We start from the raw sequence: 20,791 nt of genomic DNA on the forward strand, positions 1-20,791 counted from the left end.
CGCGAGCGAAGCGGCGAAGCAACGCAGGCATTCTTCTTGGCCCTGGATCCTTCGCTACGCTCGCGATGACGAGGACATGTCTACCTGACCACGCTGACCTTCACCGGCGCGACGCCGGAGTTGACCATGCCGAGCGCCTGCGCGGCTGAGTAGGACACGTCGACCACCCGCCCCTGCACGAACGGTCCGCGATCATTGACGCGCACCACCACGGAGCGGCCGGTCTTGACGTTGGTGACCTGCAGCCGCGTGCCGAACGGCAGGCTGCGATGCGCGGCCGTCAGCTCGGAGGGATTGAAGCGCTCGCCGCTCGCGGTCTTCTGGCCTTCCGAATAGTAGCTGGCGAGACCGGACGCTCCGGAGTGCGCCGGCGGCGGGCTGAGCTCGGCCCGCCGGACGCGCACCACTGACTCCGGCGCCGTCTCCGCACGCTGCACCTGCGGCCGGAATTCGGCTCCGGCTTGCTTCGTCGGCGCCGCCCAGCGCGCCTGCCGGACCGCCGATGATTGCGCGCAGGCTGCGAGCGAAGCCGCCGCCGCACACACCAGCGCTGCCCTGAGAAGTTGGCAAGCGAGCCCTGCACGCGGACCTTGGATGACTGACGAGCGCCTGACGCGCTGCGCGGGATGGGCTGTCCGGTCGATGATACGCATGTTCTGTGCGCCTCCGCCTCAACCCGCTCATGGTCGCGGCCCAATCGCGGCGGCACGGTGGCAAAGGGAAACCTGCGAGAGGTACAACCCCTGGTTTTTGGGAGATTGTGGCTTAATGGCAACAGATCAGCCTGAACGGCGGCCCTGTGGAGTTTTTCCACGCAAGAACTTCATACTGTCATCCTGGGAGAACACGTGAATGCCTGACCCGCTGCTGACTCGCATCGTTGGCGAACTTGCCGATGTCCCGGGACTGCGCGCCATCGCGCTCGGTGGATCACGTGCGCGCGGCACCGCGCAGGCGGGCTCGGACTACGACGTCGGGCTCTACATCGCATCCAGGCACGACCTCGACACCGACGCGCTGCGCGAAGCAGTGCGGCGGCTCGTCGACGACCCGCAAACGGTCGAACTGACGGCGGTCGGCGGCTGGGGACAGTGGGTCGTCGGCGGCGGCTGGCTCAGAATCGACGGGCACAAAGTCGACCTGCTCTATCGCGAGATCGATGCGGTCGGCGGCGTGATCGACGACTGCCGGAAAGGGCGGATCGAGATGCACTACCAGCCAGGCCATCCGCATGGCTTCGTCTCGGCGATCTGGATGGGCGAGGTCGCGCTCTGCCGCCCGCTGCACGATCCCGCGCAACTGCTGGCGAGACTGAAGTCGCGCTGCACGCCCTATCCGCGCCGCCTGCGCGACGCGATTATTGCGCGCTTCCAGTGGGAGATCGCATTCAGCATCGATAATGCCGAGTTGGCTGTCGGGCGTGGCGACCATACCCACGTCGCGGGCTGCGCCTATCGCGCCCTCGCCTGCCTTGCGCAGGTGCTGTTTGCGGTCAACGGGCGCTACCTGATCAACGAGAAGGGTGCGCTCAAGGAGGCCGCGACGTTTGGACTGGCGCTCGGCGGTCTCGCGGCGCGTGGAGCTCATCTGGCAATCGATCGGCAATGGCGAATTCGGTGCGGCGCTCCGCAGCCTGCGGGAGGTCGAGGCCGAATTGAAACAGGCGTTGGTCCATGCTGCGACGGCCGGCTGAGATCGCGGCGCCTTACCAATCAAGCCTCCCCACGCGCTCGTCTGCTCGGCAGCCCGGGCCAGCTGGTCACCGCCCCCAGCGGTCCTGCCAGATCTTCTCGCCGATCGTGCAGGACACGCGCGGCTCCTTGTCGGCATCGTCGGCGACCGGCACGATGCGCGGCGGCGGTGTACGTCCGGCGACCTCCATCAGCAGCTTGGTGCGGATGGCTTCCTTGAATTCGTCGCGGCTCTTGATCGTGACCACGAACGAGCCGTGGCCGCCGGTCACGCAATCCTTGTAGTAGAGATCGAGATTCTCGATATCCATGGTCGAGTAGGACGGCTCCTTGACCATGATCGGCAGGCCGTTGATCGTGATGCCCTTGTCGACGGCCTCGTCGCGCGCGATCGTCACCGGCGAAGGACCGTTGTTGTTGGGCCCGTCGCCGGAGATGTCGATGACGCGCCGCAGCCCGCGATAGGGATTCTCATCGAACAGCGGCATGGCGAAGTAGATCGCGCCCGAGATCGAGGTGCGCGACGCGCGGCGGATCGGCGTCTTCATGATCTCGGCGGCCACGGCGTCGGCACTTTCCGGTCCGTCGATCAGGCGCCATGGAATGATGATCTTCTGGTCGCTCGAGGCCGCCCATTCGAAATAGGTCACGGCGATGCGGCCGTGCACGCCGCTCTTCAGCGCCTGCAAGAACTCGCGCGAGCTGAGCGCCTGGGCGTAGCCTTCGCGCTGGATCGCCAGCTCGTCCAGATCCATCGAGTAGGACACATCGACGGCGAGGATCAGCTCGACGTCGACGGACGCTTCCTTCTCACTCAGTTGCTGCGCCGGCTGGGCCCTCGGCGCTGCCACGACGGTGGCGACGTCGCCGCCGGCCAAGGCGCCTGCCAGACACGCCACCCCGATCGAGATCCACCAGCGCATGAGCTGCCCTCCAATCGCGTCTGATGATGGTGACATGCAATCCGCAGAGCGCAAAGCGGGAACGCACACATCCATTCACATTCCGGTTAGTCCCCGGGGTTTGCCCGGATGTCAGACAGCTGCGTGCGCCCATCGCGCAAGGCATGCAGCCCGTGGTTTCCCGGAGCGGCCGAAGCCTGTATCGTGGCTCGACTGCCGCATCAGGAACACAGGCGCGCCCTTAGAATGAACGATGCCGTCACCAAGCCCAAGACGAAGGTACGCACCAAGACCGAGCGTCCGCGGCTCTACAAGGTGATCCTCGTCAACGACGATTTCACCCCGCGCGATTTCGTGGTGATGATCCTGAAGGCGGAATTCCGCATGACCGAGGACCAGGCCTACAAGGTCATGATCACGGCCCATAAGCTCGGCGTCTGCGTGGTGGCCGTGTTCACCAAGGACGTCGCCGAGACCAAGGCGACGCGCGCGACCGATGCCGGCCGCGCCAAGGGATACCCGCTGCTGTTCACTACCGAGCCGGAGACCTGAGCCGGCGGCGAACTAATTCCCTTCCTCACGCAGCCCATACACACGTTGTGCGGTCGCGAGGCCAGCGATCGGAAATTCACCGAGATCGGTCCAGAGATCGGTCAGCGGCTCGGGACAGGCGCCGGCAAAGGCCTCGGACGCGACCACCGTCCGCTGCAGTTGCGCGGCCATCTTCTCCAACCGTGCGGCGAGATTGACGGCCGGGCCGATGCAGGTGAAGTCGAGCCGGTTGCCGCCGCCGATATTGCCATAGAGCAACCGTCCGACATGCAGGGCGACGCCGAAGCGAAAGCGCTCGACCCGGCCGCCAACCGCATATTCCAGCGCATCGACACTGGCGCGCGAGGTCCGCGCCGCCGAGAGCACGCGCCCGCAGACCGCGCTCGGATCACCGTCCTGCTCGGGAATCGGAAACACCGCGAGCAGACCGTCGCCCATGAACTTCAACACTTCGCCGCCCTGCTCCCGGATCGCGGCAACCTGGCAGTCGAAGTAGTTGTTGAGGATCTCGACCACGTCTTCGGCCGGCAGCCGGTCCGACAACGGCGTGAAGCCGCGCAGGTCCGACAGCCAGATCGCCGCATCCATCGTATCGGTATGGCCGCGGCGGATCTGGCCGCCGAGAATGCGCTCGCCGGCGCTGTTGCCGACATAGGTGTCCAGCAGCATCGAGGCAGTCCGGCGCAGCGTGACGATCTCGGTGTAGCGTGCCAGGGCCGGCATCAGCGACCGGATTGCGTTCACGTGCTGCTCGCTGAAGCCATGGGGATCCCTCGTGGTCCAGCTCGAGGCATGGATCGCCCGATCGACGAAGGTCAAGGGCAGCGCGAGATAGTCGGTCGCCCCCTCCGCGCGCACATCCATCAGGATCGGAAAGCGCTCGGCCTCCGAGCCGCGAGGATCAGCCCTGAATTCCGCCCCGCTCTCGAACACGAGCGCGAGCGGGCTGCTCCTGTAAATCGGGCGGCTCTCAAAGCCGAAATCAACGGTGGAGGTCTCGACCTCCGCTCCCGGCCGCCAGATGAAGCTGCGGCCCGCAATGTCCGGATGCAGGGTGCGGACGAACACGCCGACGCGCCACAACGGCACACCGAGCCCGACCAGCCGCTCGCAGCATTCGGACATCATCTGGCCCGGCGTCGCTGCGGAACGCGCACCGTCGACCAGCCAGTCCTTGATCTCCTGCAGCTTGAGGATGTCCATGGGACAACATTAAGCGAGCAGCGTGACAACAGCAAACAGCCGCGGCGGCCGCGTGCGTCTACCCCACCTGGCCGCGATGGCGCAGCAGGTGATCGGCCAGCACGCAAGCCATCATCGCCTCGCCGACCGGAACCGCGCGGATGCCAACGCACGGGTCGTGCCGGCCCTTGGTCAGGATCTCGGTCTCCTGGCCTGAGCGGTCGACGGTCTGGCGCGGGGTGAGGATCGACGAGGTCGGCTTGACCGCGAAGCGCAGCACGATCGGCTGCCCCGTGGCGATGCCGCCGAGAATGCCGCCGGCATTGTTGGAGAGGAAGCGCGTGCCGTCATTGGCCGAGCGCATCTCGTCGGCATTCTCCTCGCCGGTCAGCTCGGCGGCGCCGAAGCCGGCGCCGATCTCGACGCCCTTCACGGCATTGATGCTCATCATCGCCGCGGCGAGTTCGGCATCGAGCTTGCCGTAGAGCGGCGCGCCAAGTCCCGCCGGCACGCCCTCGGCGACGATCTCGAGCACGGCGCCGATCGACGAGCCGGATTTCCTGATGCCGTCGAGATAGTCCTCGAAGAACGCCGCCTTGTCCTTGTCGGGGCAGAAGAAGGGATTGCGCGCGACCTCGTCCCAGTCCCAGTTGCCGCGGTCGATCTTGTGCGGGCCCATCTGCACCAGCGCGCCGCGCACCTTCACGTCCGGCAGGACCTTGCGCGCGACGGCGCCGGCCGCAACGCGCGTCGCGGTCTCGCGCGCCGAGGAGCGGCCGCCGCCGCGATAGTCGCGCAGGCCATACTTGGCTTCGTAGGTGAAGTCGGCGTGACCCGGACGAAACTTGTCCTTGATCTCGGAATAGTCCTTGGAGCGCTGGTCGGTGTTCTCGATCAGGAGCGCAATCGGCGTGCCCGTGGTGACCTGCGCTCCCGTGTCGGGATCGGCCATCACGCCGGACAGGATCTTCACCTGGTCCGGCTCCTGGCGCTGGGTGGTGAAGCGCGACTGGCCGGGACGGCGGCGGTCGAGATCACGCTGGATCTCCTCGGCCGTCAGCGGAATGCGTGGCGGACAGCCGTCGACGACGCAGCCGATGGCGACGCCATGGCTCTCGCCGAAGGTGGTGACGCGGAACATGTGGCCGAAGGTGTTGAAGGACATGAGCTGATCACCCAATCGGAAAAACCGTCATTCCGGGATGGTCCGAAGGACCAGACCCGGACTCTCGAGATTCCGGGTTCGCCTCTGCGAGGCGCCCCGGAATGACGGGGATAACTAACTGTACTTCTCGAACCCGTTCTCGCCGAACACATAGACCGCGCCCTGCTGGATCGGCAGGTCGACGGCGCCGTGCGGCGTCTCGAAGCCCAAGGCGACCATCAGCGCCCGCGCCGTGCCGCCATGGGCGACCGCCACGATATCGCCAGACAGCCCATCGTACCAGTCGCGCACGCGGCGCTCGACGTCGGCATAGGTCTCGCCGCCCTCGGGCGCCAGCGACCATTTGTCGGTCAGACGCCTGGCATAGAAGGCGGGATCTGCCGCCTGCATTTCCGGCAGCGTCGCCCCTTCCCATTTGCCGTAGCCGATCTCGCGCAGCCGGGCATCGAGCGCATAGCCCTCGGCCGGCAGCCTCAGGGTCTCACGCACCAGCTCCATGGTCGCGCGGGCGCGGCTGAGCGGACTCGCGACGTAAGGCAGGCCTGCCGCATCATGGCCGTTGCGCGCAACGATCTCGGCCAGGATGTTGCCGGCCTGGACCGCCTGCACCTGCCCGAGCGCGTTCAGCGGAATGTCCTGCGTGCCTTGCAGCCGGCCGAGCGCATTCCATTCCGTCTCGCCGTGGCGGATGTAGTAGATCGTGGGCCGTGGCATTGCGCGTTGACGTTATTCCTTGAACGCTATTCTTTGGCGCCGACGGAATTGCTGAGCGAGATGTCGGGCGCCTCGGGCCGCTTCATGCCGACGACGTGATAGCCGGAATCGACGTGATGCACCTCGCCGGTGACGCCGCGCGACAGGTCGGACAAGAGATACAGCGCGCTGTCGCCGACCTCGTCGATGGTCACGGTCCGACGCAGCGGCGCGTTGTACTCGTTCCACTTCAGGATATAGCGGAAGTCGCCAATGCCCGAGGCGGCCAGCGTCTTGATCGGTCCTGCCGAGATCGCGTTGACGCGGATGTTCTTCTCGCCGAGATCGGCGGCGAGATAGCGCACGCTGGCCTCCAGCGCGGCCTTGGCGACGCCCATCACGTTGTAGTGCGGCATCCATTTCTCGGCGCCGTAATAAGTCAGCGTGATGATCGAGCCGCCGTCCGTCATCAGCTTCTCGGCGCGCTGCGCGATCGCGGTCAGCGAGTAGCAGCTGATCAGCATGCTCTTGGAGAAATTGTCCTGCGTGGTCTCGATGTAGCGCCCGTCGAGCTGGTTCTTGTCGGAGAAGGCGATGGCGTGGACGACGAAATCGATCTTGCCCCACTTCTCCTTGAGCACGTCGAACACCGCATCGATGGTGGCGGGATCGGTGACGTCGCAATGGCCGAGCACGAGGCCGCCGAGCTCGGCCGCCAGCGGCTCGACCCGCTTCTTCAGCGCGTCGCCCTGGTAGGTCAGCGCGATCTCCGCGCCCGCCGCACGCGCCGCCTTGGCAATGCCCCAGGCGATCGAGCGGTTGTTGGCCACGCCGAGAACGACCCCGCGCTTGCCCTGCATCAAACCTGAAATCTGCGCCATGCGGCTTCCCATCGAACTGATTATTAAGGACTGGACGTACACCACCGGTCTGGCCCGGTACAGCCCCATTCCGCCCGCTCTGTGGCAAACTCCCCGCAGGGCTTGCGGCCCGGAATAGGCGCGTCATCGCGGTGTTATGATCTTTGCAAGGCACAGGCTGCGGCCTGCGCCCTTCTCATCGCAGCGAACAGCCGCAGGGCATTCCATGAACGCGTTCCGCCAGAGCGTCGAGGCCATGATTCCGGCACTGCGCCGTTATGCCCGGGCGCTGGCGCGCGACATGGACGCGGCCGACGAGCTGGTCCAGGACACGCTGGTGCGGGCGCTGCGCTCGGAACGGCTGTTCCTGGGCGGCGACATCAGGAGCTGGCTGTACACGATCCTGACCAATCTGAACAAGAACCGCCGGCGTTCACTGGCGCGCCGGCCCCACTTCATGCCGCTTCGGGACGACAATCCCGACGCCAGCGGCACCGAGGCCGAGGGCCGGGACATCGAGCGCGCACTGGCGACCCTGGTGGAGGAGCAGCGCGCAGCGCTTCTCCTCGTCGTGCTCGAAGGCATGAGCTACCGCGAGGTCGCCGACATCCAGGGTGTCCCGATCGGCACCGTGATGTCCCGCCTCGCCCGCGCTCGCGCCCATGTCCGTGCCGTGCTCGAGGGCGAGCGGCCGGCGCTGCGGAGGGTGAAATGACCACTGCACAAAAGCCGCCCTGCCATGTTCGCCTGCTCAAGCCTGCAGCGACCGCGCATCGCCGCAGCCGCTCGATTGCCATGAGATCCCGATGATGACCGACCCGACCATTCCCGTCACCGAAGACGAGCTGCACGCCTATGTCGACAGCGAGCTGCCGGCCGAGCGCCGCAGCGACGTCGAGCGCTGGCTGGCCGAGCATCCGGCGGACGCCGAGCGGGTGCAATCCTGGCGCAGCATGGCCGAGGCGCTTCACGCCCGCTACGATTCGATCGTCAACGAGCCGGTGCCGCCGCGGCTCGACCTCGACGGTCTGGAACGCCAGCCGCGGCGCTGGGTCATCGGTGCGATAGCGGCAAGCGTGGCGGCCTTCGCGGTCGGCGGCGCGGTCGGCTGGGTCGCGCGTGGCGCCGCGTCCTCGCCGTCGCCGCTGCAGGCCCTCGCCGGCGAGGCGCTCGATGCGCACCGGCTCTACGTCGTGGAGGTGCGCCATCCGGTCGAGGTCCCCGGCGACGAGAAGGCCCATCTGCAGCAATGGCTGACGCGGCGCTGTGGTCGCACCGTGCAGGCGCCGGAGCTGGAAACCACAGGACTGAAGCTCGTCGGTGGCCGGCTGCTGCCGGGACCGACCGGCCCGGCCTCCTTCCTGATGTATGAGAGCACGTCCGGCGAGCGCTTCACGGTGTATGCGACCAAGGTCGGGATCGAGGCGGCCGAGATGCGCTATACGGCGCAGGGCACCACCGCTGCGCTGTCCTGGGCGGAGCGCGGCGTCAGCTACGTCGTCAGCGGCAGCAGCGACCGGACGCGTCTCACCCAGGTTGCGCGCCTTGTTTATGATCAGTCCGAACGGACGGGCGGCTAGCGGCGAGACGCCGGAGATCGTGGCCCCCACGAGCACCGTCACAATTCCCGATACGATCTGAAGGGCTTGCTCGCAGGCTGCAGGAGATGAGCGAGGGGAAGCGGTGCCTGCGTCCTCCCGCGCAGGGGGACACGCCAAGGTCGGCGCCGCAATTCGGTCACCGGAAATCTGGAATCCGGTCACCGGCACGTCTCAATATAGCGCCAAATGTTCACGAAAAAATGAGGAGTGTTCGATCCGCCGATCGACACGGAAGCGGCCTCGATTGGGGTTTTGTACCGCGCTGGTCCCCCTTTCGAGGCCGCACTTTTTAGCTTTCCAGCTCGCACTTCAACTTCTAGCCGATATACCTGCGAAATGCAACCTCAGGAGAGGTTGCTGCGCGGATTGTAGGGATGGCGATCGCGCCACTTGGTCATCAGCGCCTCGAGCTCGGCGTCGTTGCCGTCGGGCAGCACGATCCGGGTGGTGACGAACAGATCGCCGGCCGAGCCATCGCTCTTGGGCAAGCCCTTGCCCTTGAGCCGGAAGGTCCGGCCGCTGGACGTGTTCTTCGGGATCGACAGCTCGACCGCGCTGCCGAGCGTCGGCGCCCTCACCTTGGCGCCCAGGACCGCCTCGTAAAGCGTGATCGACAGATCGAGCCTGAGGTCGCTGCCCTCGACCTTGAAGAACGGATGCGGCGCGATCTGGATGGTGATCAGGAGATCACCCGGCCGGTGTCCGGGCGCGCTCTCGCCCTGCCCCTTCAGCCTAATCTGCTGGCCGGCGGTGACGCCGGCGGGGACCTTGACGTTGAGCTCCTTGCCCGACGGCAGCCGCACGCGCTTCTCGCCGCCCTTGACGGACTCCTCGAGCGAGACCGACATCGCAACCTTCAGATCGAGATCGAGGCCGACACCGCCGGCGTCGAACTCGAACGGGCTGCCCCCGCCGCGCGCGCCGCGCTGGGCGCCGCCGAACATGCTGTTCAGAATGTCCTCGAAACCGCCGCCGCCGAAGCCGCCGCCCGGCCCGCCGCCACTGCGGAAGGTATAGTTCTCGAAGCCGCCCCCTGGACCGCCGCGCCCGGCGCCGCCACCAGGAAAGCCCTGGAAGCGCGGCTTGCCGTCAGCATCGATCTCGCCGCGATCGAACTGCTTGCGCTTCTCCTCGTCGCCCAGGATCTCGTTGGCAGAACTGATCTCGGCAAACCTTGCCGATGCCTTCGGATCATCCTTGTTGCTGTCGGGGTGGTGCTTCTTGGCGAGCTTGCGATAGGCGCTCTTGATGGCCGCAGCGCTGGCGCTTCGCGGCACCCCCAAGACCTCATAGGGGTCGCGCATCCGTCACGTCTCCTTACAGAAAGTCAGATACTAACCTATGGGCTCCCCGCCCGCTTTGCATTTCATCTGGGGAGTCCGTTGTATTTTTGCAACGGGTTTCAGACGATCCCAGCTAGCTTTGCTGCCAGGGCTTGAGCGTCTGGATGTCCCATCGCCCCCGCTCGATCCGGCACGCCGAGCCCTGCAGCCAGCGCTCGGTCTTGCCGTTGACGTAGCTCGCCAGGAAATCCCGGCAGGTACGGCCGTTGTCCGCGGTGTAGGACTTGGCGATCGGCGTCACCGAGCCGCGGGCGCCGGTCTGCGGATTCTGCCAGGGCTGGCTGGAATCCTTGGTCCCCTTGGTCAGCACGTCCGACGCAGCGTTGCGGGCAAAAGCGAGATCGGCTTCGGTCGGCTCGCGCTCGGGCGGCGGGCTGATCGCGCCGGTGACCTCTGCATCGTCCATCTTGGCAAAGGCCGTTTCAGGGTGCGACAGGCTGCAGCCGCTGCCGGACAAGCCGATTAGAATGAGTGTCAAAGCGGTGCCGGCATGACCGATCGCGGATAGGCCAAGCCGGACCGATGCCCTATATAGGGCCGGACCAGAATGGACTTGCACGCGCCTGGCCGCGGGTGAACGCAAAACTCGGACTCCCCATACACATGACCGACCCCACGAGCATCAAACACCAGACAACCTTAACATCCGGTACATCGGCCGATTTTACCCAGGCCGGCGAGCCGTTTGCGCTGTTTGCGGCGTGGTTTGCCGAAGCCGGCAAGAGCGAGCCCAACGATCCGAATGCGATGGCGCTGGCAACGGTCGACGACAGTGGGTTGCCTGACGTGCGCATGGTGCTGATGAAGGGCTATGACGCGGACGGCTTCGTCTTCTACAGCCACAAGGCCAGCCAGAAGGGCCGCGAGCTCGCCGCCAATCCGAAGGCCGCGCTGCTGTTTCACTGGAAGTCGCTGCGCCGCCAGGTCCGCATCCGCGGCCTCGTGACGCCGGTGACCGACGAAGAGGCCGACGCCTATTTCGCGACCCGGCCGAAGCAGGCGCAGCTCGGCGCCTGGGCCAGCAAGCAGTCGCAGCCGCTGGAAAGCCGCTTCGCGTTCGAGCAGGCGATCGCCAAGGTCGCCGCGCAATACATCATCGGCGACGTGCCGCGCCCGCCAGGATGGAGCGGCTGGCGCATCACGCCCGTCAGCATGGAGTTCTGGCACGACCGGCCATTCCGCCTGCACGACCGCATCGAATTCCGGCGCGAGGCTTCGGGCCAGCCCTGGACCAAAGTGCGGATGTATCCGTAGGGGGATCGCCGCGCGCGCTTGCGCCCGGCCTCTAGGCGTCCGACGCGCCAACGAATCGCCATCGCGCGCGTGAATCAGGCGCCGAACACACCAACCATTGTGGTAAGTTGATCCGTCCGGGATCGTGAAAGACGCAATTCATGCCGACCTCTTCCAACCAGCCACGGCGCACGATGCTGCTGACCGGCGCCAGCCGCGGCATCGGCCATGCCACCGTGATCCGCTTCTCCTCTGCCGGCTGGCGCGTCCTCACCTGCTCACGGCACCCCTTTCCCGAAGAATGCCCGTGGGGCGCCGGCCCCGAGGACCATGTCCAGGTCGACCTGTCCGATCCCGAGGACACCGTGCGCGCGATCGCCGAGATCAAACAGCGGATCGACGGCGGCGAGCTGCACGCGCTGGTCAACAACGCCGCGATCTCGCCGAAGGGCGCCGGCGGCGCCCGGCTCGGCACCGTCGACACCGACCTCGACACCTGGAATCACGTCTTCCGCGTCAACTTCTTTGCGCCGATCATGATGGCGCGCGGCCTGATCAAGGAGCTGAAGGCGGCCAAGGGCTCCGTCGTCAACGTCACCTCGATCGCGGGCTCGCGCGTGCATCCCTTCGCGGGCGCGGCCTACGCGACCTCCAAGGCGGCGCTGGCCGCCCTGACCCGCGAGATGGCGTCGGATTTCGGCCGGGTCGGCGTCCGCGTCAACTCGATCGCCCCCGGCGAGATCGACACCTCGATCCTGTCGCCGGGCACCGAGAAGATCGTCCAGGAGCAGATCCCGATGCAGCGCCTCGGCACCCCCGACGAGGTTGCCAAGATCATCTATGTGCTGTGCTCGGAGACCAGCTCCTACGTGAACGGCGCCGAGATCCACATCAACGGCGGCCAGCACGTCTGAGGCAATCGACGCAGAGACGCTTGCCCGTCTTCGATTTGGTTCATAGCGGCGATTTGGTTCATAGCGGCTTGCCACGTTCGGCAAGTTCCGGATGACCGGACGAAGGCGCGATTAACGCCATCTCCGAAGATCGCTACGGAACCTACCGACCACCACAAACAAGACAGCGCTCCCGGAGGGAACGCTGTTCATGGGATGGGATCGGCGCACCGAATTTCCGATCATTGGCAGCGCGGGCGGCATTGCCTGAATACCGCCCAGTCGAGAACGGTCGTTCAGCCTTCGCACACCAAACCGCGCAGAATCTGCGCGGCGCGCCAGCGCAGGCGGTCGGACTCGACGTTGAGAGCGCTGGAGCAATCATCATCGCGCTCGTCGTCCTCGAGTTCGGCGCCGCAGTAGCGGCAGGTACGCGGCGACAACGCCACGACAATGTCGGCGCGGCTGCGCTGATAGCTGGCAAGATCGATCACGTTGTTCGATGCCATTATGCGTTTCTCAACCATTGCCGCCGCCTCTTGGATAAGGCGCGATGAACGCGCCCTCGAGCTCTGCCTTGCATGCCACGCGCCGAGGCGCTCGTTGTTTGTCATGCTGGTGCAGATTTATCGCAGAGAAGTTTCGATCAAACGTTCAGCGTTCCCATCAAATTTTACCTGAGGAATTGGGGCAGCTTTGCAGCGGCATTGCAGCCGGCCTAACAAGTATTTCCTATTATGTGTTGCATCTCACCGCTTGTGTCACCTTAAGTGCATAGCGACGGACAGCATGACGATCGATCAATGACATGTCTACGCCGCTGCTAACAACAGGGCGCGAATGAGGCATCGCCTGGAATGACGGCACAATGCCGCAGGCCTCGCGCAGATTCGTCCCTCTCGCGTAGAGCCTGGATTTTCAGGCCAGCGGCACTACAGCCACTTCTTCAATTTGAAGATGTAGTACGGCACGATCGCACAGATCAGCATCAGCACCAGCGCCATCGGATAGCCGTGCACCCATTCGAGCTCCGGCATCATCTTGAAGTTCATGCCGTAGATCGATGCGATCAAGGTCGGCGGCATCAGCACCACCGCCATCACCGAGAACAGCTTGATGATGTTGTTCTGCTCGAGGTTGACGACGCCTAACATCGCATCCAGCACGAAGGTGATCTTGCTCGCGAGGTAGGACGCGTGGTCGGTCAGCGAAGCGACGTCGCGCTGCATGGTCTTGAGCTGCTCACGCATGTCCTTCGACCACTTCACGCCTTCGACCACCGCAGACAGGAAGGTGACGAGGCGGCCGATCGACACCAGGCTCTCACGTACCTTCGAGGTCAGGTCGCCCTTGCGGCCGATCGCGATCAGGATCTGCGAATATTGCTTGGCATGGCCGTGACGCTCATTGTTAGGCTCGAAGATCTCGTGGCTGACCTGGTCGATATCAGCCCCGACCTTCTCGAGAATGTCGGCGCAGCGGTCGATTACCGCATCGAGCAACTCCATCAGCACCATCTCGCCGGTGATCCCGGGCGCACAGTTGCGGGCGAGCTTGGCCTCCACCACGGCGAAGGGGCGCGGCTGGTCGTAGCGCACCGTCACGAGACGGTGGCCAGCCAGGATGAAGGTGACGGCCGTGGTCCTGGGCATATCGGAATCCGAGTGACACATCAGCGTGGCCGTCATGTAACGGGCCCCGTTCTCGATGTAGAGACGGCTGGAGATCTCGATCTCCTGCATGTCCTCGCGGGTCGGCACCGCAATCCCGGCCAGCTTTTCGACGGCCCGATCCTCGGCATTGCTCGGGTTGACCAGGTCGACCCACACCGCATTCTCGGGCAGAGCCGCGGGATCGGTGACCGCCACCTTCTTCAGCGCGGCTTCCGACGGGACGAACACCGAGAACATGGACAAACTCCGAATCGCGAAACGTGAATTTCGGGGACTTAGCGGTGGGATGCTGCTGCCTTGTGACGCAGCTTGCGGGCCCGGTCCATGGACTTTTCAGGCCCATGCTCCGCGGCCTCTCGCGCAGCGCCCAGGGGGGCATGACCGTGCCATTCGGAGCACAGCTGTGGATGACTGCCCGCAACTTTGCGGCAAAAAAGCAACAATCGCGGCGCTGCAGCGTGACCTGTGCGTGTAGCGGCTGGAATTGAGAACGATTTTGACGATAATGGGACATGTGGAATCGCGCTGCAGTGGCGCGGCCGTGTCATTGCAACGTCAGCTGTCGATTGGAATTGGTGACATGTCGCTGAAGGTGAAACTCGGACTCCTGGCCGCCGGCCTGATGCTGTCGGGCTGCATGCAGGCCACGACGTACGAGGCGACCAACACCCAGGCCTTCAAGCCGAAGGACAAGGAGCTTCTCGCGAAGATCCGCTACACCAACACGCCGGTGGCCGAGCCCTATCGGCGCGCGATCGTCGACTATCACCGCAAGGAAGCCCCGGGCTCCATCGTGGTCGATTCCGACAGCCACTACCTCTATTACGTGCTCGATGGCGGCAAGGCGATTCGCTACGGCATCACCGTCGGCGAAGAGGCGATGGCGTGGTCGGGCATCGCCAAGGTCGGGGCCATGACCGAATGGCCGGCCTGGCATCCGACCAAGAGCGAGATCGAGCGCCTGGGCGTCCCGACCTACGTTGCGGCCGGTCCGGACAATCCGATGGGCTCGCGCGCGATGTATCTCTATGCCAACGGCAAGGACACGCTGTTCCGCATCCACGGCACCAACCAGCCGGAATATATCGGTGCTTCGATCTCCTCGGGCTGCATCCGCCTGACCAACGAGGATGCGATCGATCTCTATAACCGGGTGAAGGTCGGCACCATCGTCGTGGTGCTGGATCCGAAGAAGGGTGATTCGCCCTACAAGCCGCAGATGGCGCTGCAGGGCGGCGGCACCTACGCCGCGATGCAGTAAGCATCGCCTGCGGCGGACGAAATTCAAAAGCCGAGAAACGCGTTTAGCATCCTTCTTTGAGAGCGCCGGGCAACCGGCGCTCTTTTGTTTTGGGCGCTAGAGCGCGATGCCTCTTGGTTGAATCGACTTAACCGCAGGCTCGCTTCACCTCTCCCGCTTGCGGGGGAGGTCGGCGCGAAGCGCCGGGTGGGGGCTCTCTCCGCTCGGGCAGCCTCAATCGCGGCAACACCCCCACCCCAGCCCTCCCCCGCAAGCGGGAGAGGGAGCGCACCTTCGTTCGCAGCTAGCAACCAGACCTCATCTCATCACGCGCTAGAACAATCCACGGAACGGATCCCAGCTTCGGCGACTGTGATGGCGCTTCCGCGACGCCGGCTTCGAGGGCAAGGCTCGCTCCCCATTCTGGCTCGTCTGCGCGCGCTGGTCGCGCCCGGCTGCATCGCGGGTTTTGTCCGACACTGCGGATGGACCGCCTGCCGGCGGCTTGGCGGTCGAGGATCGCGCCTCTGGCGCAGCGGCTTCGACCTTTTGCTGCTCGGGCGCCGGCTTTGACGCCGTGCGCCGATTGCGGGCCGAATCAGCTGGTTTTTGCGCGGGAGAGCGCTCTTCCACGGCGGACCGTTCGGTCCCCTCGTCAGCTGACGGAGCGGTGCCGTCCGCTGCGGTAGACGTTCCGGCCTCCATCTCCGCCGAGACGCCGCGACTGGTGCCGTTGCGCTCGGCCGGGGTGCTCGCGGTCTTCCTGGAGCGTTCAGTGCCGGCCTGTTCGGTCTCGCGCGGCGGCGCATCGTCAGGCCGGGCGGCCGGCATCAAGGGCGCGACCTTCGGCAGCGGGTCGAGCACGTCCCATTGGCAGATCCGGTAATTGTTCCGCCGCTCCATCAGGTCGAGATGGATGTGATCCTCGTGGTACCAGTCGGAGTCGGGGCCGAGCACCGTGGAGAAATGGGTGCACACCGCGTGCAGCACCGCCTCGCGCAAATCGCGCGGCTGGGTGCGGTCGGTGAGATCGATCATGCGGCCGTCGGCCAGCCCGAAGCCGTGGACGTCCAGTGCATTGGCACGGCCGTGCTCCGATAGCTGCGCGCCGCTGACATTGTTGCGGCCGCGGCACTGATATGAATCGAAATTGTCGAGCGCGGTGACCGCGCTGCCGAGCCGTTCGGCCAGCGGCGCCACATCGTCGCGCACCCAATTGACGACCGCAGTCGCCATCGGACAACGCATGGTCGCCGCGGGCGTCAGCGCCACCCTGCGCTTGTCAGGCAGCACCACCGCCTCCAGCCGCACCAGATCCTCGCCGCCGCAGCCGCCAGGACCCTTGATCGGCGGAATCGACGGCGCGATCGCGACCTCTTCGGTCAGGGCCAGCCTGCAAGCCGAAGGCGGCGGCGGGGCTTTGGCATCCACCTTCGGACCGGTGCTGGCCTCGTCGCGCGGAGCGGCATCCTCGCCCTTGGCCGCCTCCCGCGCCGGCGCGTCGGCCGGCCGCGGCTGCGGAAGCGGCACTTTGGCAACGCCATCGGCCAGCTTCGCAGCGAGCTCAGAGGCCGCGGGCGGGCTGCGGTGCGCTGATTTCGCGGCCGCCGCCGGCGCCGCCATGAGCCAGCTCAATGCGATCGCCACGGCCACAGCGCTAACCATCACGCCCGGCGCGACGTCGTGGCCATCACAAGTCCATTTGCGTCGGATGCGGCACGCGCTAAAATTGACCAAAGAGACCAAAAGACCCTCGCTGCAAGCGAATACCGGAGGAACGACCTGATGCTTGGTTTGATGCAAGACTGGCCCCTGCTTTGTCACCGGATCATCGAGCATGCGGCGACAATCCACGGCTCCCAGGAGGTCGTGACCCGCTCGGTCGAAGGCCCCATCGTTCGCACCACCTATCGGCAAATCCACGACCGCGCTCTCAAGGTCTCGCAGAAGCTGACGCGCGACGGCATCAAGCTGGGCGACCGCGTCGCCACCATCGCTTGGAATACCGGCCGCCATCTCGAGGTCTGGTACGGCATCATGGGAATCGGCGCGATCTGTCACACGGTCAATCCACGCCTGTTTCCCGAGCAGATCGGCTGGATCATCAACCATGCCCAGGACCGCATCGTCATCACCGATCTGACGTTCGTGCCGATCCTCGAGAAGCTCGCCGACAAGCTGCCGAGCGTCGAGCGCTACATCGTGCTGACCGACGCCGCACACATGCCGCAGACGACGCTCAAGAACGCCGTCGCCTACGAATCGTGGATCGGCGAGGCCGACGGCGATTTCGCCTGGGGGACCTTCGACGAGAACACCGCAGCCGCGATGTGCTACACGTCCGGCACCACGGGCGATCCGAAAGGTGTGCTGTATTCGCATCGGTCCAACGTGCTGCATGCGTTGATGGCCAATAGCCGGGATTCGCTCGGTACGTCCGCAGCAGACACAATGCTTCCGGTGGTTCCGCTGTTCCATGCCAACAGCTGGGGCATTGCCTTCTCCGCTCCCTCGATGGGCACCAAGCTGGTGATGCCCGGCCCCAAGCTCGACGGCGCGTCCGTCTACGAGCTGCTCGACACCGAGAAGGTGACCTACACCGCCGGCGTGCCGACGGTGTGGCTGATGCTGCTGCAGCACATGCAGGCGCATAACCTCAAACTGCCGCATCTAAAGATGGTGGTGTGCGGCGGCTCGGCGATGCCGCGCTCGATGATCCAGGCCTTCCTCGACATGGGCATCGGCGTGCGTCACGCCTGGGGCATGACCGAGATGAGCCCGATCGGCACGCTCGCCACCCTGAAGCCGCCGTTCCTCGGCGCCGACGGCGACGCCAAGCTCGATGTGCTGCAGACGCAGGGCTTCCCCCCGTTCGGGGTCGAGATGAAGATCACCGACGATGCCGGCACCGAGCTGCCGTGGGACGGCAAGACCTTCGGCCGGCTCAAGGTGTCCGGACCCGCGGTGTCGAAGGCCTACTACAAGGTCGACAGCAACATCCTCGACGATGAAGGCTTCTTCGACACCGGCGACGTCGCCACCGTCGATGAACATGGCTATATGCGCATCACCGACCGCTCCAAGGACGTCATCAAGTCCGGCGGCGAATGGATCTCCTCGATCGACCTGGAGAATCTCGCGGTCGGCCATCCCGCCGTCGCCGAGGCTGCCGTCATCGGCGTCTATCATCCGAAATGGGATGAGCGCCCGCTGCTGATCGTGCAGTTGAAGCCCGGCCAGACGACGACGCGCGAGGACATCCTGAAATACATGGAAGGCAAGATCGCCAAATGGTGGATGCCCGATGACGTCGCCTTCGTCGACGGCATTCCGCACACGGCAACCGGCAAGATCCTGAAGACCGCGCTGCGCGACCAGTTCAAGAGCTATCGCTTCCCCAACGCCGCGGCCTGAGCAGGCCACGTCCAACGGCGCATCATTACGAGCGGCCTCTCCATCACCGGGGAGGCCGTTCTGCATTGCCGCCGGCATACAGCGTTGACGTGGCGCAAGGCTCGACGAGATCCAATCGCTACAATGCCGCGATGAACACGACAGGACCACGGACCGCGCGCACGACATGGCGCGACGTGCCGTCGACGGTGCTGACGCTCGGGCTGGTGTCGCTCCTGATGGACATCTCCTCGGAGCTGATCCACGCGCTGCTGCCGATCTTCCTCGCGACCGTGGTCGGCGCTTCTACGGTGACCATAGGCCTGATCGAAGGCGTGGCCGAGGCCACCGCGGCGGTGACGAAGGTGTTCTCCGGCGCTCTGTCGGACCGGATCGGCAAGCGCAAGCTTCTGGTCGGGATCGGCTATGGGCTGGCGGCACTGACCAAGCCGGTGTTTCCGCTCGCCAGCACGTCGTGGCAGATCCTCGCCGCACGCTTCGTCGACCGCATCGGCAAGGGCATCCGCGAGGCGCCGCGCGACGCGCTGATAGCCGACGTGACGCCGGAAGGCATCCGCGGCGCGAGCTACGGCCTGCGCCAGGCGCTCGACACGGTCGGCGCCTTTGCCGGTCCCCTCCTCGCCGTGGCACTGATGGCGCTCTACGCCAACGACTTCCGCGCGGTGTTCTGGTGGTCGGCACTGCCGGCCGCGCTCGCCGTGCTGCTGATCCTGTTCGGCCTGCGCGAACCGGTGGAGACCGCGCCTGTGCCGCGCCGCGATTGGCCGATCCATGCGCGCGAGCTGTGCCGGCTACCACGCGCCTATTGGATCGTGGTCGCCATCGGCGCGGTATTCGCGCTGGCCCGCTTCAGCGAGGCGTTCCTGGTGCTCAAGGCGCAGGCCGACGGCCTTCCCCTATTCCTGATCCCGCTGGTCTACGTGCTGATGAACCTGGTCTATGCCGGCGTGGCCATGCCGGCCGGAATCCTTTCCGACCATATCGGCCGCAGCAACGTGCTGACCTGTGGCCTCGTCGTGCTGACAGCCGCCGACCTGACGCTGGCATTCCTGCCCGGCCTGATCGGCACCGCGATCGGCGTTGCGCTTTGGGGCCTCTATCTTGGACTGTCGCAGGGGCTGCTCTCGGCGATGGTCGCCGATACCGCCCCACCGGACTTGCGCGGCACCGCCTTCGGCCTTTTCAACCTCGTCACCGGCGGTGCGCTGCTCGTCGCAAGCCTGCTGGCGGGCTGGCTGTGGCACGCCTATGGGCCGCGGGCGACGTTCACGACCGGCGCAGCATTCTCCATCACGACCGTCCTGTTGATGCTGACGGCCTTGCGTATCCGCCCCAGCGAAAGCACCTGAGACGGTGTCCGGATCATCCGCCCTCTCCGGACCAGACGCCTCTTGAATTTACCCCATCCGCGTGGTCTCACACGGATGACCCGGCCGCCCGGCGCAATGCAGGCAGCGGCCCAACCCGGCAGTTCCTGACACGATGGCACGCAGGTTTCACGCCCCCTATCTGTCGGAGCCGATCTCCAGCCTCGCGACCTGGACCCGCAATCTGGCGGTGTTCTCGGTCGTCGCCGTGCTGGTCTCGATCCTGATCCTGCGCTTCGATTTTCTGGAGATGAAGCCGGCGCTGGCGACGTTCTTCGGCGCGCTGGGGCTTGCCGCGCTGTCGATCCTGCTCGGACTTGCCGCCTTCGTCGCGATCTGGCGCAACGGCAGCCGCGGCATGAGCCGGATTCTGCTCGCCTTCATGATCGACGCCGTGGTGCTGGCCTATCCGGCCTACCTCGCGCTCCAGTACCGCAAGCTGCCGAAGATCTACGACATCACCACCGACCCGATCGATCCGCCGCGCTTCGAGGCTTTGGCGCCGCTCCGCAACGGCGACGGCACCAACACGGCCGTCTATGCCGGGCTGTACTCGGCCGAGCAGCAGCAGAAATTCTATCCGGACATCGAGCCGGTGCAGATCGAGCTGCCGCCCGATCGCGCCTACGCGATCGCCCTGAAGCTGGTCAACCGGCGCAAATGGTTCGTGGTCGACGAGCGCGCGCCGCAGCCGCCGCGCCGCGTCGGCCGCATCGAGGCGGTCGCACGCACACCGATCATGGGCTTCCGCGAGGACATCTCGATCCGCATCCAGCCCGACGGCGAGGATTCCCGCGTCGACGTCCGCTCCGCCTCGCGCTATTTCGAGTCCGATATCGGCAGCAACGCCGCGCGCGTGACCAAGCTGATCGAGGACCTGTCCAACGCCGGCGAGGCCGAGGCGCAGAAGCCGGTGAAGAAGGTCACGCCGCCGCCGGTGGCGGCGAAGGGGAATGCGAAGACGGTGAAGAAGTGAGCGGGG

General features: G+C 65.7%; 20 protein-coding genes and 2 pseudogenes. 10 read left to right on the forward strand and 12 right to left on the reverse strand.

The window, feature by feature from the left end:
• Nucleotides 1-80 precede the first annotated feature (80 nt).
• The gene (locus tag QX121_RS27385; RefSeq protein ID WP_315740882.1) at nucleotides 81-653 is read right to left on the reverse strand and encodes a septal ring lytic transglycosylase RlpA family protein; all 573 of its coding nucleotides are present in this window, start codon (nucleotides 651-653) and stop codon (nucleotides 81-83) included.
• Nucleotides 654-852: 199 nt separating this feature from the next.
• Here QX121_RS27385 and QX121_RS31695 point away from each other — a divergent pair.
• A pseudogene (locus QX121_RS31695) lies at nucleotides 853-990 on the forward strand (nucleotidyltransferase domain-containing protein); the annotation flags it as partial.
• On the opposite strand, the gene QX121_RS31700 reads toward QX121_RS31695, so the two are convergent.
• The gene (locus QX121_RS31700) at nucleotides 931-1,587 is read right to left on the reverse strand and encodes a hypothetical protein (protein WP_409999379.1); all 657 of its coding nucleotides are present in this window, start codon (nucleotides 1,585-1,587) and stop codon (nucleotides 931-933) included. The pseudogene QX121_RS31695 and the gene QX121_RS31700 overlap by 60 nt on opposite strands.
• Nucleotides 1,588-1,759: 172 nt before the next feature.
• A complete protein-coding gene (locus QX121_RS27395) occupies nucleotides 1,760-2,614 on the reverse strand; it encodes a DUF1194 domain-containing protein (protein WP_315772915.1) in 855 nt (284 codons plus the stop codon).
• A gap of 225 nt (nucleotides 2,615-2,839) precedes the next feature.
• Between QX121_RS27395 and clpS the strand changes: the two genes are divergently transcribed.
• Nucleotides 2,840-3,145 (forward strand): ATP-dependent Clp protease adapter ClpS, encoded by a 306-nt coding sequence (gene clpS, locus QX121_RS27400; RefSeq protein WP_035654766.1) that lies wholly within the window; start codon nucleotides 2,840-2,842, stop codon nucleotides 3,143-3,145.
• A 12-nt stretch (nucleotides 3,146-3,157) separates the two neighbouring features.
• On the opposite strand, the gene QX121_RS27405 is transcribed toward clpS, so the two are convergent.
• From QX121_RS27405 to fabI, 4 genes are all read right to left on the reverse strand, one after another.
• Nucleotides 3,158-4,348: an adenylate/guanylate cyclase domain-containing protein gene (locus QX121_RS27405; RefSeq protein ID WP_315813526.1), complete on the reverse strand. Its 1,191-nt coding sequence runs from the start codon at nucleotides 4,346-4,348 to the stop codon at nucleotides 3,158-3,160.
• 58 nt (nucleotides 4,349-4,406) lie between these two features.
• Nucleotides 4,407-5,492 (reverse strand): chorismate synthase, encoded by a 1,086-nt coding sequence (aroC, locus tag QX121_RS27410; RefSeq protein ID WP_315740888.1) that lies wholly within the window; start codon nucleotides 5,490-5,492, stop codon nucleotides 4,407-4,409.
• Between the two features lie 114 nt (nucleotides 5,493-5,606).
• Complete coding sequence (locus QX121_RS27415) at nucleotides 5,607-6,206, reverse strand: histidine phosphatase family protein (RefSeq protein WP_315758041.1); 600 nt, start codon at nucleotides 6,204-6,206, stop codon at nucleotides 5,607-5,609.
• Between the two features lie 26 nt (nucleotides 6,207-6,232).
• Nucleotides 6,233-7,066: an enoyl-ACP reductase FabI gene (gene fabI, locus QX121_RS27420; RefSeq protein ID WP_315813527.1), complete on the reverse strand. Its 834-nt coding sequence runs from the start codon at nucleotides 7,064-7,066 to the stop codon at nucleotides 6,233-6,235.
• Nucleotides 7,067-7,271: 205 nt separating this feature from the next.
• On the opposite strand from fabI, the gene QX121_RS27425 reads away from it, so the two are divergent.
• A complete protein-coding gene (locus QX121_RS27425; protein WP_315740891.1) occupies nucleotides 7,272-7,760 on the forward strand; it encodes a sigma-70 family RNA polymerase sigma factor in 489 nt (162 codons plus the stop codon).
• 91 nt (nucleotides 7,761-7,851) lie between these two features.
• The gene (locus QX121_RS27430) at nucleotides 7,852-8,625 is read left to right on the forward strand and encodes an anti-sigma factor (RefSeq protein ID WP_315813528.1); all 774 of its coding nucleotides are present in this window, start codon (nucleotides 7,852-7,854) and stop codon (nucleotides 8,623-8,625) included.
• 365 nt (nucleotides 8,626-8,990) lie between these two features.
• On the opposite strand, the gene QX121_RS27435 is transcribed toward QX121_RS27430, so the two are convergent.
• Both QX121_RS27435 and QX121_RS27440 read right to left on the reverse strand, forming a co-directional pair.
• Nucleotides 8,991-9,950 carry a DnaJ C-terminal domain-containing protein gene (locus QX121_RS27435; protein WP_315813529.1) on the reverse strand — a complete coding sequence of 320 codons (960 nt, stop codon included), beginning with the start codon at nucleotides 9,948-9,950 and terminating at the stop codon, nucleotides 8,991-8,993.
• 112 nt (nucleotides 9,951-10,062) lie between these two features.
• Entirely contained in the window at nucleotides 10,063-10,467 is a 405-nt protein-coding gene (locus tag QX121_RS27440) for an RT0821/Lpp0805 family surface protein (RefSeq protein ID WP_315740894.1), read from the reverse strand.
• Between the two features lie 125 nt (nucleotides 10,468-10,592).
• Here QX121_RS27440 and pdxH point away from each other — a divergent pair, with 125 nt between their 5' ends.
• Complete coding sequence (gene pdxH, locus QX121_RS27445) at nucleotides 10,593-11,243, forward strand: pyridoxamine 5'-phosphate oxidase (protein ID WP_315740895.1); 651 nt, start codon at nucleotides 10,593-10,595, stop codon at nucleotides 11,241-11,243.
• Nucleotides 11,244-11,383: 140 nt separating this feature from the next.
• The gene (locus QX121_RS27450) at nucleotides 11,384-12,136 is read left to right on the forward strand and encodes an SDR family oxidoreductase (protein ID WP_315776225.1); all 753 of its coding nucleotides are present in this window, start codon (nucleotides 11,384-11,386) and stop codon (nucleotides 12,134-12,136) included.
• Between the two features lie 275 nt (nucleotides 12,137-12,411).
• Here the strand turns inward: QX121_RS27450 and QX121_RS27455 are convergent, their stop codons facing one another.
• Both QX121_RS27455 and QX121_RS27460 read right to left on the reverse strand, forming a co-directional pair.
• Nucleotides 12,412-12,729, reverse strand: coding sequence for a hypothetical protein (locus tag QX121_RS27455; RefSeq protein WP_409999188.1), 318 nt, complete (start codon nucleotides 12,727-12,729; stop codon nucleotides 12,412-12,414).
• A 318-nt stretch (nucleotides 12,730-13,047) separates the two neighbouring features.
• Nucleotides 13,048-14,025, reverse strand: coding sequence for a magnesium transporter CorA family protein (locus QX121_RS27460; protein WP_315740897.1), 978 nt, complete (start codon nucleotides 14,023-14,025; stop codon nucleotides 13,048-13,050).
• 343 nt (nucleotides 14,026-14,368) lie between these two features.
• Here QX121_RS27460 and QX121_RS27465 point away from each other — a divergent pair, with 343 nt between their 5' ends.
• Complete coding sequence (locus QX121_RS27465; protein ID WP_315758048.1) at nucleotides 14,369-15,049, forward strand: L,D-transpeptidase; 681 nt, start codon at nucleotides 14,369-14,371, stop codon at nucleotides 15,047-15,049.
• A gap of 579 nt (nucleotides 15,050-15,628) precedes the next feature.
• Here QX121_RS27465 and QX121_RS27470 read toward each other — a convergent pair.
• Nucleotides 15,629-16,693: pseudogene (locus QX121_RS27470) on the reverse strand (extensin family protein); the annotation flags it as partial.
• A 120-nt stretch (nucleotides 16,694-16,813) separates the two neighbouring features.
• On the opposite strand from QX121_RS27470, the gene QX121_RS27475 reads away from it, so the two are divergent.
• The 3 genes from QX121_RS27475 (at nucleotide 16,814) to QX121_RS27485 (ending at nucleotide 20,785) form a co-directional block, all read left to right on the forward strand.
• Nucleotides 16,814-18,442: a fatty-acid--CoA ligase gene (locus tag QX121_RS27475; RefSeq protein WP_315776224.1), complete on the forward strand. Its 1,629-nt coding sequence runs from the start codon at nucleotides 16,814-16,816 to the stop codon at nucleotides 18,440-18,442.
• A gap of 131 nt (nucleotides 18,443-18,573) precedes the next feature.
• The gene (locus tag QX121_RS27480) at nucleotides 18,574-19,791 is read left to right on the forward strand and encodes an MFS transporter (protein ID WP_315776223.1); all 1,218 of its coding nucleotides are present in this window, start codon (nucleotides 18,574-18,576) and stop codon (nucleotides 19,789-19,791) included.
• Nucleotides 19,792-19,924: 133 nt separating this feature from the next.
• Complete coding sequence (locus tag QX121_RS27485) at nucleotides 19,925-20,785, forward strand: DUF1499 domain-containing protein (protein WP_315758050.1); 861 nt, start codon at nucleotides 19,925-19,927, stop codon at nucleotides 20,783-20,785.
• Nucleotides 20,786-20,791 lie beyond the last annotated feature (6 nt).

The sequence above is a fragment of the Bradyrhizobium sp. SZCCHNR2028 genome, from assembly GCF_032380995.1.
Classification (GTDB): Bacteria; Pseudomonadota; Alphaproteobacteria; order Rhizobiales; family Xanthobacteraceae; genus Bradyrhizobium.

What these genes read in the sequence shown, in the direction of transcription:
- QX121_RS27385 (WP_315740882.1), bottom strand. Translation starts at nt 653, where the DNA reads ATGCGTATCATCGACCGGACAGCCCATCCCGCGCAGCGCGTCAGGCGC.
- QX121_RS31700 (WP_409999379.1), bottom strand. Translation starts at nt 1,587, where the DNA reads ATGAGCTCCACGCGCCGCGAGACCGCCGAGCGCCAGTCCAAACGTCGC.
- QX121_RS27395 (WP_315772915.1), bottom strand. Translation starts at nt 2,614, where the DNA reads ATGCGCTGGTGGATCTCGATCGGGGTGGCGTGTCTGGCAGGCGCCTTG.
- clpS (WP_035654766.1), top strand. Translation starts at nt 2,840, where the DNA reads ATGAACGATGCCGTCACCAAGCCCAAGACGAAGGTACGCACCAAGACC.
- QX121_RS27405 (WP_315813526.1), bottom strand. Translation starts at nt 4,348, where the DNA reads ATGGACATCCTCAAGCTGCAGGAGATCAAGGACTGGCTGGTCGACGGT.
- aroC (WP_315740888.1), bottom strand. Translation starts at nt 5,492, where the DNA reads ATGTCCTTCAACACCTTCGGCCACATGTTCCGCGTCACCACCTTCGGC.
- QX121_RS27415 (WP_315758041.1), bottom strand. Translation starts at nt 6,206, where the DNA reads ATGCCACGGCCCACGATCTACTACATCCGCCACGGCGAGACGGAATGG.
- fabI (WP_315813527.1), bottom strand. Translation starts at nt 7,066, where the DNA reads ATGGCGCAGATTTCAGGTTTGATGCAGGGCAAGCGCGGGGTCGTTCTC.
- QX121_RS27425 (WP_315740891.1), top strand. Translation starts at nt 7,272, where the DNA reads ATGAACGCGTTCCGCCAGAGCGTCGAGGCCATGATTCCGGCACTGCGC.
- QX121_RS27430 (WP_315813528.1), top strand. Translation starts at nt 7,852, where the DNA reads ATGATGACCGACCCGACCATTCCCGTCACCGAAGACGAGCTGCACGCC.
- QX121_RS27435 (WP_315813529.1), bottom strand. Translation starts at nt 9,950, where the DNA reads ATGCGCGACCCCTATGAGGTCTTGGGGGTGCCGCGAAGCGCCAGCGCT.
- pdxH (WP_315740895.1), top strand. Translation starts at nt 10,593, where the DNA reads ATGACCGACCCCACGAGCATCAAACACCAGACAACCTTAACATCCGGT.
- QX121_RS27450 (WP_315776225.1), top strand. Translation starts at nt 11,384, where the DNA reads ATGCCGACCTCTTCCAACCAGCCACGGCGCACGATGCTGCTGACCGGC.
- QX121_RS27455 (WP_409999188.1), bottom strand. Translation starts at nt 12,729, where the DNA reads ATGACAAACAACGAGCGCCTCGGCGCGTGGCATGCAAGGCAGAGCTCG.
- QX121_RS27460 (WP_315740897.1), bottom strand. Translation starts at nt 14,025, where the DNA reads ATGTTCTCGGTGTTCGTCCCGTCGGAAGCCGCGCTGAAGAAGGTGGCG.
- QX121_RS27465 (WP_315758048.1), top strand. Translation starts at nt 14,369, where the DNA reads ATGTCGCTGAAGGTGAAACTCGGACTCCTGGCCGCCGGCCTGATGCTG.
- QX121_RS27475 (WP_315776224.1), top strand. Translation starts at nt 16,814, where the DNA reads ATGCTTGGTTTGATGCAAGACTGGCCCCTGCTTTGTCACCGGATCATC.
- QX121_RS27480 (WP_315776223.1), top strand. Translation starts at nt 18,574, where the DNA reads ATGAACACGACAGGACCACGGACCGCGCGCACGACATGGCGCGACGTG.
- QX121_RS27485 (WP_315758050.1), top strand. Translation starts at nt 19,925, where the DNA reads ATGGCACGCAGGTTTCACGCCCCCTATCTGTCGGAGCCGATCTCCAGC.